Source organism: Acidocella aromatica (assembly GCF_014201825.1).
In the GTDB taxonomy this organism is placed as follows: Bacteria; Pseudomonadota; Alphaproteobacteria; order Acetobacterales; family Acetobacteraceae; genus Acidocella; species Acidocella aromatica.
Genome location: NZ_JACHFJ010000005.1, coordinates 23,277 through 35,913, shown reverse-complemented (window position 1 = coordinate 35,913; position 12,637 = coordinate 23,277). Strand labels below are relative to the sequence as shown.

13 protein-coding genes are annotated in these 12,637 nt (G+C 63.5%); 10 read left to right on the top strand and 3 right to left on the bottom strand.

Going from position 1 to position 12,637, the window contains the following annotated elements; genetic code table 11:
• The first annotated feature begins 37 nt into the window (after positions 1–37).
• The 7 genes from HNP71_RS07250 (at position 38) to HNP71_RS07220 (ending at position 7,518) form a co-directional block, all read left to right on the top strand.
• The gene (locus tag HNP71_RS07250) at positions 38–1,288 is read left to right on the top strand and encodes a sarcosine oxidase subunit beta family protein (RefSeq protein ID WP_183266223.1); all 1,251 of its coding nucleotides are present in this window, start codon (positions 38–40) and stop codon (positions 1,286–1,288) included.
• On the top strand, positions 1,288–1,539 hold the full coding sequence (locus HNP71_RS07245) for a sarcosine oxidase subunit delta (protein ID WP_183266222.1): 252 nt from the start codon (positions 1,288–1,290) through the stop codon (positions 1,537–1,539). Before HNP71_RS07250 ends, HNP71_RS07245 begins: the two co-directional genes overlap by 1 nt.
• Complete coding sequence (locus tag HNP71_RS07240) at positions 1,536–4,325, top strand: 2Fe-2S iron-sulfur cluster-binding protein (RefSeq protein WP_183266221.1); 2,790 nt, start codon at positions 1,536–1,538, stop codon at positions 4,323–4,325. Before HNP71_RS07245 ends, HNP71_RS07240 begins: the two co-directional genes overlap by 4 nt.
• Positions 4,318–4,788, top strand: a complete 471-nt coding sequence (locus HNP71_RS07235; RefSeq protein ID WP_183266220.1) for an aminomethyltransferase family protein — start codon at positions 4,318–4,320, stop codon at positions 4,786–4,788. The genes HNP71_RS07240 and HNP71_RS07235 overlap by 8 nt, the downstream gene beginning before the upstream one ends.
• Before the next feature lie 59 nt (positions 4,789–4,847).
• Positions 4,848–5,708, top strand: coding sequence for a formyltetrahydrofolate deformylase (purU, locus tag HNP71_RS07230; RefSeq protein WP_183266219.1), 861 nt, complete (start codon positions 4,848–4,850; stop codon positions 5,706–5,708).
• A gap of 104 nt (positions 5,709–5,812) precedes the next feature.
• Positions 5,813–6,670 carry a bifunctional methylenetetrahydrofolate dehydrogenase/methenyltetrahydrofolate cyclohydrolase FolD gene (gene folD / locus HNP71_RS07225; RefSeq protein ID WP_221246682.1) on the top strand — a complete coding sequence of 286 codons (858 nt, stop codon included), beginning with the start codon at positions 5,813–5,815 and terminating at the stop codon, positions 6,668–6,670.
• 113 nt (positions 6,671–6,783) lie between these two features.
• Positions 6,784–7,518 carry a helix-turn-helix domain-containing protein gene (locus tag HNP71_RS07220; RefSeq protein ID WP_221246681.1) on the top strand — a complete coding sequence of 245 codons (735 nt, stop codon included), beginning with the start codon at positions 6,784–6,786 and terminating at the stop codon, positions 7,516–7,518.
• A 47-nt stretch (positions 7,519–7,565) separates the two neighbouring features.
• Here the strand turns inward: HNP71_RS07220 and mbfA are convergent, their stop codons facing one another.
• The gene (gene mbfA, locus HNP71_RS07215) at positions 7,566–8,522 is read right to left on the bottom strand and encodes an iron exporter MbfA (protein ID WP_183266218.1); all 957 of its coding nucleotides are present in this window, start codon (positions 8,520–8,522) and stop codon (positions 7,566–7,568) included.
• Positions 8,523–8,753: 231 nt separating this feature from the next.
• Between mbfA and HNP71_RS07210 the strand changes: the two genes are divergently transcribed.
• The 3 genes from HNP71_RS07210 to HNP71_RS07200 are packed head-to-tail and all read left to right on the top strand — an operon-like array spanning position 8,754 to position 11,853.
• Complete coding sequence (locus HNP71_RS07210; RefSeq protein ID WP_183266217.1) at positions 8,754–9,098, top strand: hypothetical protein; 345 nt, start codon at positions 8,754–8,756, stop codon at positions 9,096–9,098.
• Positions 9,047–10,483, top strand: a complete 1,437-nt coding sequence (locus HNP71_RS07205; RefSeq protein ID WP_183266216.1) for a sulfotransferase — start codon at positions 9,047–9,049, stop codon at positions 10,481–10,483. The genes HNP71_RS07210 and HNP71_RS07205 overlap by 52 nt, the downstream gene beginning before the upstream one ends.
• The gene (locus HNP71_RS07200) at positions 10,480–11,853 is read left to right on the top strand and encodes a tetratricopeptide repeat-containing glycosyltransferase family protein (RefSeq protein WP_183266215.1); all 1,374 of its coding nucleotides are present in this window, start codon (positions 10,480–10,482) and stop codon (positions 11,851–11,853) included. Before HNP71_RS07205 ends, HNP71_RS07200 begins: the two co-directional genes overlap by 4 nt.
• Positions 11,854–11,933: 80 nt before the next feature.
• Here the strand turns inward: HNP71_RS07200 and HNP71_RS07195 are convergent, their stop codons facing one another.
• On the bottom strand, positions 11,934–12,110 hold the full coding sequence (locus HNP71_RS07195; protein WP_183266214.1) for a Flp family type IVb pilin: 177 nt from the start codon (positions 12,108–12,110) through the stop codon (positions 11,934–11,936).
• Between the two features lie 243 nt (positions 12,111–12,353).
• On the bottom strand, positions 12,354–12,518 hold the full coding sequence (locus tag HNP71_RS07190; RefSeq protein WP_183266213.1) for a Flp family type IVb pilin: 165 nt from the start codon (positions 12,516–12,518) through the stop codon (positions 12,354–12,356).
• Between the last annotated feature and the right edge of the window lie 119 nt (positions 12,519–12,637).

Below are 12,637 nucleotides of genomic sequence, written 5' to 3'. Positions count from 1 at the left end.
CATAACATCGTTTAACCCACAGGAATTATTTTTACCCATGCGTTATTCCGCCGTTTCCGTCATCCGAGAAGCCCTGCGCGGCCACAAGGGCTGGAAGCCAGCTTGGCGCAAGGCCACGCCCGCGCCGTCTTACGATGTGGTGATCATCGGTGGCGGCGGAGGTGGCCTGGCGACGGCCTATTACCTGGCGAAAAACCACAATGTCGGGCGGATCGCGGTGCTGGAGAAAGGGTGGCTCGGCAACGGCAATATCGGGCGCAACACCACCATTATCCGCTCCAATTACGGGCTGCCGGGGAATACCCCGTTCTACGAGCTGTCCATGAAGCTGTGGGAAGGGCTGGAGCAGGACATCAATTACAACGCCATGGTCAGCCAGCGCGGGGTGTTCAACATCTACCACTCCGACCCGCAGCGCGACGCTTATGCGCGGCGCGGCAACACCATGCGGCTGCACGGCGTGGATGCGGAGCTGCTGGACCGCGAGCAGTTGCGCCGCGAGATTCCGTTTCTGGATTACGACAATGCGCGCTTCCCGGTGCAAGGGGCGCTGGTGCAGCGCCGTGGCGGCACGGTGCGGCATGATGCCGTGGCCTGGGGCTATGCCCGCGCGGCCAGCGACCGCGGTGTGGATATCATCGAGAATTGCGAAGTCACCGGTATTATTCAGGAGAATGGCGTGGTGATGGGGGTGGAGACCACGCGTGGGCGCATCGGGGCGAGGAAGCTCGGCATCGCGGTGGCGGGTTCGTCCTCGCTGCTGGCGAATATGGCAGGGTTCCGTTTGCCTATCGAGAGCCATGTGTTGCAGGCGTTTGTGAGCGAGGGGCTGAAGCCGCTGATCGACAACGTGATCACCTTCGGCGCGGGGCATTTTTATATTTCGCAGTCGGATAAAGGCGGTTTGGTGTTTGGCGGCGATATCGACGGCTACAACTCCTACGCCGCGCGCGGCAATCTGCCGACAGTGGAGGATGTGTGCGAGGGCGGTGTGGCGCTGATGCCAATGATCGGGCGCGCGCGGCTGCTGCGCAGCTGGGGCGGCATCATGGACATGACGATGGATGGCTCGCCGATCATCGACTTCTCGCCGGTGAAGAATCTCTTCATCAACGCGGGCTGGTGTTATGGCGGGTTCAAGGCCGTGCCGGCGATGGGCTATTGCTTCGCGCATCTCATCGCCAACGAGGCTCCGCACAAGGTGGCCGCCGCTTACCGGCTGGACCGCTTCGCCGAAGGTAAACTCATCGATGAAAAGGGAGTCGGCGCGCAGCCGAATCTGCACTGATGCGCATCCCATGCCCCCATTGCGGCGCCCGTGGCGTGGAGGAATTCCTCTACACCCAGGATGCCGGTGTGACCCGCCCCAAGGATGGCGGCGCCGAACCCACCAAGGAATGGACCGATTACGTGTATATGCGTGATAATCTTAAAGGCCCGCGCAAGGAGTATTGGTACCACAGCGCCGGCTGCCATGCCTGGCTGGTGGTCACGCGCGATGTCTCCACGCATGAAATCCTGAAGGTGGAGCTGCCATGAGCGGGTTTCGTATCGCCAGCGGCGGGCTGATCGACCGCGCCAAGCCGGTCTCCTTCACCTTCGACGGCAAACATTACCAGGGCTATGCGGGGGACACGCTGGCCTCCGCGCTGCTCGCCAATGGCGTGAAGCTTGTTGGCCGCAGCTTCAAATATCACCGCCCGCGCGGGATTCTCTCGGCAGGGTCCGAGGAGCCGAACGCGCTGGTGGAGCTGCGTACCGGCGCGTATCGCGAGCCGAATACCCGCGCCACCATGGCGGAAATTTTCAACGGGCTTGAGGCGAGCAGCCAGAATCGTGGCTTCTCGCTGAAATACGATCCGCTGGCGGTGAACAACCTGCTCTCGCCGTTCTTCGCCGCCGGGTTCTACTACAAGACTTTCATGTGGCCCGCGAAGCTGTGGGAGAAATTCTACGAGCCGATGATCCGCCGCGCTGCTGGCTTGGGCCGCAACGCGGGCGTGCCGGACCCGGATACCTACGAGAAAACCACAGAGTTTTGCGATGTGCTGGTGATCGGCGGCGGCGCTGATGGCCTGTGCGCGGCGCGCGAGGCGGCGGCGTCTGGCGGGCGCGTGCTGGTTTGCGATGAAAACGCGGCGCTGGAAACGCCGGACTTGCCTGCCAACGTGAAGTTCATGCCTCGCACCACGGTGTTCGCGGTTTACGATGGCGGCACCTATGCGGCGCTGGAGCGTCTGACCGACCATCTGCCGGTCTCCGATGCGCCACGCCAGCGTCTGACCAAGATCGTCGCGGAGCGTTCGATCCTCGCCACCGGCGCGCTGGAGCGGCCGATGGTGTTCGGCCATAACGACAAGCCCGGCTCGATGCTGGCGGGTGCGGTGGCCATCTACATCACCCGCTACGGCGTGGCCCCTGGCCGCAATGCCGTGCTGTTTATCAACAACGATGACGCGGCCAGCCTGATTCCGCTTCTCGTCAGTGCGAAGGTGCAGATTTCCGGCGTGGTGGATTCCCGCCCGAAGAGTTCCGATCTCGTGCATGATCTGGCGCGGGAGGCTGGCGTGCCTGTCTTCGCGGGCGCTGTCATCACCCGCGCGCTGGGTTGCCAGAGCGTGAAGGGCGCGGAAATCCGCCTGAACAATGGCGGCGTGCTGAAGCTTGAGTGCGACCTGATCGCCAGCTCCGGCGGGTTCAACCCGAACGTGGCGCTGACCTCGCATTTCGACGGTAAGCCGGTTTGGGATGACGCAATCTCCGCCTTCATCCCTGGCAATCTGCCGCCGGGCATGGAGGTCATCGGCAAGGCGGCGGGGCAGGGCATCAACCTCAACATCCAGCCCTGCTGGCATGTGGGCGCGTACCCTGGCAAATCCTTTGTCGATTTCCAGAACGACGTGACGGTGAAGGATATCCGGCTCGCGCATCAGGAGGGGTTCTCCTCGGTGGAGCATGTGAAGCGCTACACCACGCTGGGCATGGCCACCGACCAGGGCAAGACCGCCAACGTGAACGCGCTGGCTTTGCTGGCCGAGGCCACCGGCAAGACCGTGCCGGAAACCGGCACCACGCGCTTTCGCCCGCCTTACACCCCGGTGGCGATTGGCGCTCTGGCCGGGCCGCATAAGGGCAAGTTCTTCAAGCCCACGCGCTGCGCGCCGACGCATGAATTCTCCGAGGCGCAAGGAGCTGTGTTCGTGGAAACCGGGATGTGGCTGCGCGCGCAATATTATCCGCGCGCGGGCGAGGACTGGCTGGCGGCGGCACAGCGCGAGGTGAACACCGTGCGCAACCATGTCGGCATCTGTGATGTGACGACGCTGGGCAAGATCGACATCCAGGGGCCGGATGCGGCGAAGTTCCTTGAATGCGTCTACACCAATAGCTGGACCAACCTCGCCGTGGGGCGCGTGCGCTACGGGCTGATGCTGCGCGAGGACGGCATGGTGATGGATGACGGCACCACCGCGCGTCTCGGCAAGCAGCATTTCGTGATGACAACCACCACCGCCAACGCGGCGAAGGTGATGCAGCATCTTGAATTCTGTTCCCAGGTATTGTGGCCGGAGCTGGATGTGACGTTCATCTCGGTGACAGACCAATGGGCGCAGATCGCCGTGGCGGGGCCGGATTCACGCGCCACGCTGGAGAAACTCGTTGATGCGCCCTTCGATATTGGCAACGAGGCGTTCCCCTATATGGGCTGCGCGGAGCTGACCATTTGTGGCGGCACCCCGGCGCGGCTGTTCCGCATCTCCTTCTCTGGCGAACTGGCTTATGAGATCGCCGTCCCTGCGCGCTATGGCAATGCACTGGCGGCGAAGCTGATGGAGGCGGGGGCGGAGTTCGGCATAGCGCCTTACGGGACCGAGGCGCTGGGCATCATGCGCATCGAGAAGGGGCATGCCGCAGGGCCGGAGCTGAACGGCCAGACCACGGCGCATGATCTGGGCCTGCACAAGCTGCTCTCGAAGAAGAAGGACTTCATCGGCCGCGCCCTGGCCGCGCGCCCGGCGCTCACCGATCCCGCCCGCCCGACGCTGGTGGGACTGCGGCCTGTGGATGGCGTGAGCATTATCCGCGCGGGCAGTCATCTGCTGCCTGTCGGGGCCGCCGCTACGGCCGAGAACGACCAGGGACATGTGTCCTCGGCGGCGCGCTCGCCCTCGCTGGGCTCCATCGCACTGGCGCTCCTGGCCAATGGCCCGGCGCGCATCGGCGAGCAGATCCGTGTTTACGATCCCGTGCGCAATGGCGACACGCTGGCCGAAATTGTTAACCCCGTGCATTACGACCCTTCCGGGAGCCGCCTGCATGCTTGATGTTTCACTACCCGCGCTGAGGGCCATGGCACATTTCGCCCCGCTGCCCATCCGCAGCATTGCCAGCCTGGCCAGCCGCCAGCCGGTGGGGCTGGAGTTGCCGAGCGCGGGCAAACGCTTGGGCAATATCCTCTGGAACGGCCCCAATTCCTGGCTGTTCCTGGACACTGAGGCGGCCGAGCTCGCCGCCCGCATTGGGGCGTCAGTCACCGACCAGTCGGACGGGCTGTTCAGCTTCGCCGTCACGGGGCCGTTTGCCGTGGTAATTCTGAAGAAGCTGCTGCCCATCGATATCGAGCGCTTCGCCCCGGATGACGTTGCCATCACCTCGGCCGCGCATATCGGCGTGCGGGTCTGGCGCGAGGGTGATGCTTACATTCTCGCCTGTTTCCGCAGCTTTGCCGGGGCCTTGCATCATGCGCTGGCCGAGGCGGCGGAGGAATTCACTTCGGGGCGAGGTTGAAGGCAGCGCGGCGCGCGCTGTACCTCTTTCTTCAACCGAACCTCAGGAATGCTTCTTCCATGTCCAAAGCCCAATATGTGCTGACACTCTCCTGCCTCAACCGCCCCGGCATCGTGGCCCGTGTGACCACTTATCTGTTCGAGCAGGGCGCGGATATCCGCGAGGCCCAGCAATTCGACGATGCCGAGACCAGCAAGTTCTTTGCCCGCATTGCCTTCGATCTCGGTGGCTCGGCGGGCATTGAGGCGCTGCGCGAGAGCTTTGCGCCCATCGCCGAGGAGTTCAAGATGGGCTGGAAGATCTCCGATCATTCCGCCCCGCGCCGGGTGCTGCTGCTGGTCTCCAAGTTCGACCATTGCCTTGCAGACCTGCTCTACCGCTGGCGCATCGGCGAGCTGGAGATGACGCCCACCGCCATCGTCTCCAATCATGGCATCGAGAACTACGCCGGGCTGGATTTCGGTGGGCTGCCCTTCCACCATCTGCCCATCACCAAGGATACCAAGATGGAGCAGGAGGCGCAGATCTGGGCGCTGGTGAAGGAGACTAAGTCCGAGCTGGTGGTGCTGGCGCGCTATATGCAGGTGCTCTCCGACGCGCTGGCCCAGAAGCTCTCGGGCCGCTGCATCAATATCCATCACTCCTTCCTGCCCGGCTTCAAGGGGGCGAAGCCCTACCATCAAGCGCATGGTCGGGGCGTGAAGCTGATCGGCGCCACGGCGCATTACGTGACGTCGGACCTCGATGAGGGCCCGATCATCGAGCAGGACGTGGAGCGCATTACCCATGCCGACACGCCGGATGATCTGGTCCGCAAGGGGCGTGACATCGAGCGCCGGGTGTTGGCCCGCGCCGTGCGCTACCATCTGGAAGACCGGGTGATCCCGAACGGGAAGAAAACCGTGGTGTTCGCGAGCTAAAGCCAGCTTGTGGCTATCTCGGGCGCCGGGTTCTAAAATGGCGCCACCTATTTCGTATCAACCACCTCCGCCATGGGCGGAGGCAGGCGCAGGGATGTAAGATTTTGACCCAGATTATCGACGGCAAGGCCTTTGCCACCAAACTTCGTGCCGAAATCGCGGCGGAAGTCGCGACGCTCTCCTACAAGCCCGGCCTGGCCGTGGTGCTGGTGGGCGAAGATCCGGCCTCCAAGGTGTATGTAGCCAACAAGGCGAAGCAGACCGTGGAAGTCGGCATGAACTCCTTCGAGCACCGCCTGCCGGCGGACACCACGCAGGAGCAGTTGCTGGCCCTGGTGAGCCAGCTCAATGCCGATCCGGCGGTGCATGGCATTCTGGTGCAGTTGCCGCTGCCGAAGCATCTGGATACCGAATCGGTGATCGCCACCATTTCCCCCGAGAAGGACGTGGACGGGCTGACCGTGGTGAATGCCGGGCGTCTTGCCTCGGGCGCCGAGGGGCTGATCCCCTGCACCCCGCTGGGCTGCCTGCTGCTGCTACAAGATAACATCTCCGACATGACCGGGCTGCATGCCGTGGTGATCGGGCGCTCCAACCTCGTGGGCAAGCCGGTGGCGCAGCTGCTGCTCCAGCAGAATTGCACCGTGACCATGGCGCATTCCAAGACCCGCGACCTGCCGGGGCTGTGTCGCACGGCGGATATTCTGGTGGCCGCCGTCGGCCGCCCGGAGATGGTGAAGGGCGACTGGGTCAAGCCGGGTGCGGTGGTCATCGATGTCGGCATCAACCGCGTGCCGGCGAGCGAGGGCAAGACCAAGCTGGTGGGCGATGTGGCTTATGCTGAGGCAGCCCCCATTGCGGGCAAGATTACCCCGGTTCCGGGCGGTGTTGGTCCCATGACCATCGCCTGCCTGCTGCGCAACACGCTGACCGCCGCCAAGAGGCTGGAAGCCGCGCGCTAACGGAAAGAAACGGTGCCGGCGTCATGAGCCGGTCATCGTTGCGCCGTTGATTTGTAAACAAGGCTGGCCTTTTCTACCTCCGCGTCATAATAATTTGCGACGGAGGTAGATTTATGGCGGTGCGTGCGCAGAGGAAGCCGGTGCAGGAAAAGGCTCGAGTTATCAAGGCTCCATTGCCGGAAGCGCTGGCTGAGGCCGGGTTGCCCGAGCAGATTGCCGAGCCGTTCACTACCGGCAGCAGCGCCGCGGCGGTGTCCGACCTTACGCTGGAGCAGGCCATTGGCGTGCAGGTGCGCCAGCTGCGCCGGCGTGTTGGCATTACGGTTTCCGAACTGGCCGCCGCCGCCGGGCTTTCGGGCGGCATGCTCTCGAAGATTGAGAACGGACAGATCTCGCCCTCGCTGGCCTCGTTGCAGGCGCTGGCCACCGCGTTGAATGTGCCGATCACCACCTTCTTCTCCACCTTCGAGGAAAAGCGCGACTGTTCCTTCGTGAAGGCAGGGACCGGCGTGGTCATCGAGCGGCGCGGGTCCAAGGCGGGGCATCAGTATTCGCTGCTCGGCCACGCTCTGGGCGGCGATGTTGTGGTGGAGCCGTATCTTATCACCCTGTCCAAGGATGCGGTGCCGTATCCGGCGTTCCAGCATGAGGGGACGGAGTTCATCTACATGATCGCCGGGGAGGTGCTGTACCGCCACGGCGAGCAATCCTACCACCTCACGCCCGGCGATGCGCTGCTGTTCGATTCAGCGGCGCCGCACGGGCCGGAGAAGCTGCTGGTCAAGCCGATGACCTATCTCTCGATCATCACCTACGCGCGCGAGCCCGCGGGCAAGCACGAAAACTAACAGAAGCTTTTGGTGCCCTTTTTTAAAAACACCAAAAGCTTCTAAAACTAACCAGCGCCGATCAGTACGCCTGTGGCGAACACTAGCACGCCGCCCAGCGCCACTTGTAGCGTGGCGCGGATGGGCGAGGTGTCCATATAACGCCAGCGGATCCAGGAGATGGCCGCCAGCTCCACGGCCACAACGCAGAACGCGACGATAAGCGCCAGATGGAAATTGGGGATGAGGAAGGGCAGGGTATGCCCAAGCCCGCCCAGCGTGGTCATCAGCCCTGTCACCAGCCCGCGCATGTAAGGCGTGCCGCGCCCGGTCAGCGAACCGTCGTCCGAGAGCGCCTCCGCAAAGCCCATGGAAATACCGGCACCCAGTGCCGCCGCCGCGCCCACCAGGAAGGCGGAGAACGGGTTATGGGTGGAGAAGGCCGCCGCGAAGATCGGAGCCAGTGTGGAGACGGAGCCGTCCATCAGCCCGACCAGACCGGGCTGGATGAATTGCAGCACGAACATGCGCTTGGCGTGCTCGTCCTCTTCCTCTCGCACCGCATCGGGTAGGTTCTTTGCCGAGATCGCCTCGGCCTTCTGCTCGTGTTCGGCCTCGGCGTCCGCCAGATCGCCCAGCAATTTGCGGATGGAAACATCCGTCGCGCGGGAGGCGGCGAAACGGTAGAAACGCTGGGTCTCCACCTCCATGCTTTCGGCGAGGTCACGGATCTCGTTGATGCTCGGGCTGGGCAACTGCCACACGGGCTTGCGGCTGAGGAAGCCTCGCACGTCCTGGCGGCGAATCAGCGGAATATGCTCGCCGAATTTCTCGCGGTAGAGTTCAAGCAACTCGCGGCGATGCTCGCTCTCCTGCGCGGCCATCTCGGCGAATGTTTGGGCCGAGGCAGGATAGTTCTCGCGAAGACGCTCCGCGATGTCGAGATAGATGCGACCGTCTTCTTCCTCGGCGCCGATGGCAAGGGCCAGGACTTCGCGCTCGCTCAGCTGCGAAAAATCACGCATGGATCTCTCCTTTATCTCGCCGTCATCTGGCGGGCGCCGATCAAAACGTCAAGAGAATCATCGCGTTATGAGAATAAGTCGCAAAAACTTGAAGGCTCCACGCGTTGCCTGGGCGGCAAAAGACTGTAAGCATGTCGAGGCGCAACGAACGGGTATGAGGCGGTGACGGAACAAAAAGCGAGTGGCTTGTGCCCGTGCGGAAGCGGTTTGCGGGCGGTACGCTGTTGTTCCTTGCCGCCAGGGGGGCTGGCCGAGGCGGAGAGCCTGGCACTGCTCGACTCGCAGGCCAATGACGCGATCCGCCTGTTCAACGAGAAGAAATACGGTGAGGCCGAGGCGCTGAGCCTGAAGGTGCTCGACCTGGCGCCGAACCATCGGCTGGCTCTGCGTGTGCTGTTCGAGATCCGCAAGGCGCAGCAACGCCACAGCGCGGCGGAGGCGCTGGGAGCAAGGCTGGCGGCGCTGCCCGGCCCGGCCCGGCCCAGGCCCGCGCCACGGCGAATACGCAGTACGCGCAATATCTGGTGGGGCAGGGGCGGCATGCGGACGCGCTGGCCCCGGCCGCCGAGGCGCTGAAAGCGGGGCCAAAGGATGCCTCGGCCCAGCACATGATGGGCGTGGTGCTCACCGAGACCGGGAATGCCGCCGCGGGTGAATATCACTATCGCCGTGCTATCAAGCTGCTGGGGCGGGAGGATGAGCTGGCGCTCTCCAACCTCGCCTGGAATTTGCGCCAGCAGGGGCGGCTGGACGAAGCCGCCGAGCTGTACGGCAAGGTGATCGGTCCACAATCGGACAACCGGCGCGGGATTGGCGGCTATGCGCAGGTGGAGTTCGAGCGCGGCAACCGGGAGAAGGCCATCGCATTGCTGGACGGCGCGCTGGCCCGCTGGCCTGATGACCGCACGCTACGCCTGCTGCGGGTGATGGCGGATCTGGCCATGAACCAGCCGCAGGCAGCGCTCGACAGGCTGGGACCGCCGGAAGCCCTGGTGCCGCTGGAGATGCTCTCCATGGGGCAGGCCATGGCCCAGCTAGGCCGCCGCCAGGAGGCCGTGACCGCCTTTGCCACGGCACGTCACATCCAGCGCGAGCGCAATGGACTTGCCTATAAGCCTGCGCCGCTGGAAGCCCGCGCGGCCGCGTACAAGGCGTATTTCACCGCCGACCGCGTGCAGCCTTTGCCGCGTGCAGGTGCGGGGGCGTTCACACCTGTGTTCCTGCTTGGCTTTCCGCGCTCGGGCAGCGGGCTGCTGGAACAATTGCTGGCGCATGTAGCAGGCTTCGCGGCGGGCGATGAGGCCGCACCTGTGGCCGGTCTGGCGGACGAGGTAGCGCGGCTGGCTGGCGGCGGCGCCCCTTACCCTGAAGCATTGGATGATTTTCTCGTGGCGAATGGCGTCGAGTCTCCCGAGCGGCTGCGCACGCTCTACGAGAGCCGTCGCGCCCGGCTCGGCTTGCTGCGCCCTGGTGTACGTTTTGTCACCGACCGTGCGGCCAGTAATTTCTGGCATCTCGGGCTGATCAAGCTGCTCTACCCGGAGGCGCCAATCATCCATGTTCTGCGCCACCCTTACGACCTGATGCTCTCAAATTTTGGCCAGGACCGGAAGCTGGAAGGCAACGCCCAGGCGAGCGTACCGGCGCTGGCGCGGTATTTCTCGCTGCAGGCCAGGATGATCGGCCATTACCGCGGACAACTAACGCTGCGTTACCTGCCGGTGCGCTACGAGGCGCTGGTGCGCAACCCGCAGGCCGTGCTGCGCGCGGTGCTGGATTTCATCGGTGTGGAGGAAGCGCCGCCCGGCGAGGCCGAGCTGCGCGAGTCGGTGCATGAGCGCGCGGCCTTCCGGCACAAGGCTTATCTCGCCGAGATGCCGCATCTGTTCGACGACGTGCGCGAGGAGCTGACCCCCTGGATTTCGGCGATGGGCTATGAGAATGGGGAGGCAGAGCCATGAGCGGCGCGCAGGAAACCGGCAAGCAGGTCATTCCGCTCTCCGAGGCGCTGGAGAAACTCGCCCGGCTGGAGCAGGAGAACAAGCTCGCCGAGGCCGACGATCTCGCCAACCGGATGCTCGCGGCGATGCCGGAGCATCCGCATATCCTGCATCTGGCGGGTATCGTGGCCTATCGCAATGGGCGGACGGCGCAGGCGATCGAGCGCATGGAAAAGGCCGAGGCCATCGCCCCGGATGTGGCGTTGTACCCACGAAATATGTGCGAGGTGTATCGCGGTGCCGGGCGGCTGGACGATGCCCTGCGCGCGGGCAAGCGGGCGGTGGAGTTGGCCTCGAACGATTCGCGGGCTTACTTTAATCTGGCGCTGATCCATTACGAGCGGCTGGAGCTGGACGAGGCCGTGCGCATGTCCGACAAGGCGATCGAACTCGACGCCGATTATCCCGAAGCGCATTTCGAGCGTGCCGAGGCGCTGCTGCTGGCGGGAAGAATGAAGGAGGGCTGGGAGAGCTATGAATGGCGCTTCAAGCTCAAGCAGGCCGAGGGCATGCTGCCCAAGACTGACAAGCCGCAATGGGATGGCAAGCCCCTGCCGCCGGGCAAGTTGCTGATCATCGGCGACCAGGGCTTTGGCGATTGTATCCAGTTCGGGCGGCTGATCCCCTGGGCCGCGCTGCTCTGCCCGCAGCCGGTGCTGGCCTGCTCGGGTGAACTCACCCCGATTCTCCGGCAGCTTCCCAGCATTGGCAAGATCGTCACGCGCTGGGAGGATACAGGTGATTTTGAGGCGTATATCCCACTCTCCGGCCTGCCGCGTCTGGCCGGAATTGGCACGGATAACGTGCCGCCCTCAGGTTATCTGAACCCCGCACCGGCATTGGTGCGCGAATGGGCGGAGAAGCTCGACCGGCTGGCGCCGAAAGGTAAAAAACGCATCGCCCTGGTATGGGCTGGGCGGCCAACACACAAGAACGACAAGAAACGTACACTTAAACTAACACAATTCGCTCCGCTCTTCGCGCGCGAGGATATCTGCATCGTCACCGTGCAGAAGGGCGATCAGATTGCCCAGGTTGGCGGCTATTACGGCCCCGCGCCGCTGGTGAATCTCGGCCCGGAGATTGGCGACTTCCTCGATACCATGGCGATTCTGCAAAGCGTGGACCGGCTGGTGACGATCGACACCTCGGTGGCGCATGTGGCCGGGGCGAGCAATGTGCCTGCCTCGCTGGTGCTGCCCTATGCGCCGGATTGGCGCTGGCTGCTCAACCGCGCGGACAGCCCCTGGTATCCCTCGATCAAGATCTTCCGCCAGCAGCGCCCCTATGATTGGAGTGGGGTGATCGAGCGCGTCGCCGCGGCGCTGTAGCGCGGCGTTTCGGGAAAACAAAAAACCGCCACCATGCCTGGTGACGGTTTTTCAGCCGTGTTCTCAACGTTGGCGGAGGCTTAGAGCTCGCTGGCGACGCTGTTGAAGGTGGAAGAAACGTTGGCTCCGAGGCTGGTGACGGCGGCGATGATGACCACGGCGATCAGGGCGGCGATCAGCGCGTACTCGATGGCGGTGACGGCGCGGCGGTCGGCGGTCAGTTTCTGCAGGGAAGCGCGAAGCATCGTCGTCAGCATTGTGGGGCTCCTGTTGATGAACGTTGTGTATGTTTTGGTAACGCCTGTGTCCTATCCTTTGTTAGTTTAGTCAATGAATTGTTCACGTTTCCGTTACCAAAAATACCAACAAAAATTTGACAACACTAAGCTTAAACAAAAAAAAGCCGCCACCATGTTGGGTGACGGCCTTTAGTCGCGTTCTCAACGTTAGTGGCGGGTTATCCACCCGCTACCGGACTTGAGGCGAACAGCGCGGAGGGCTTAGAGCTCGCTGGCGACGCTGTTGAAGGTGGTGGAAACGTTCTTGCCGAGGGTGGTGACGGCGGCGATGATGACCACGGCGATCAGGGCGGCGATCAGCGCGTACTCGATGGCGGTGACGGCACGGCGGTCAACGTTGAACTTCTGCAGGGAAGCGCGAATCATGGTGGTCAGCATTGTGAGGTCTCCTGTTGATGAACGCTGCGTAAACTTGCGTGGAGCTTGTGTCATACCCTTTGTTAGTTAAGTCAATAAACTAGTTGGCACAGGGCGGTGGGGGAGGG

What these genes read in the sequence shown, in the direction of transcription:
- HNP71_RS07220 (WP_221246681.1), top strand. Translation starts at nt 6,784, where the DNA reads ATGGCGGTGCGTGCGCAGAGGAAGCCGGTGCAGGAAAAGGCTCGAGTT.
- HNP71_RS07240 (WP_183266221.1), top strand. Translation starts at nt 1,536, where the DNA reads ATGAGCGGGTTTCGTATCGCCAGCGGCGGGCTGATCGACCGCGCCAAG.
- HNP71_RS07245 (WP_183266222.1), top strand. Translation starts at nt 1,288, where the DNA reads ATGCGCATCCCATGCCCCCATTGCGGCGCCCGTGGCGTGGAGGAATTC.
- HNP71_RS07200 (WP_183266215.1), top strand. Translation starts at nt 10,480, where the DNA reads ATGAGCGGCGCGCAGGAAACCGGCAAGCAGGTCATTCCGCTCTCCGAG.
- HNP71_RS07235 (WP_183266220.1), top strand. Translation starts at nt 4,318, where the DNA reads ATGCTTGATGTTTCACTACCCGCGCTGAGGGCCATGGCACATTTCGCC.
- purU (WP_183266219.1), top strand. Translation starts at nt 4,848, where the DNA reads ATGTCCAAAGCCCAATATGTGCTGACACTCTCCTGCCTCAACCGCCCC.
- HNP71_RS07195 (WP_183266214.1), bottom strand. Translation starts at nt 12,110, where the DNA reads ATGCTGACGACGATGCTTCGCGCTTCCCTGCAGAAACTGACCGCCGAC.
- mbfA (WP_183266218.1), bottom strand. Translation starts at nt 8,522, where the DNA reads ATGCGTGATTTTTCGCAGCTGAGCGAGCGCGAAGTCCTGGCCCTTGCC.
- HNP71_RS07190 (WP_183266213.1), bottom strand. Translation starts at nt 12,518, where the DNA reads ATGATTCGCGCTTCCCTGCAGAAGTTCAACGTTGACCGCCGTGCCGTC.
- HNP71_RS07250 (WP_183266223.1), top strand. Translation starts at nt 38, where the DNA reads ATGCGTTATTCCGCCGTTTCCGTCATCCGAGAAGCCCTGCGCGGCCAC.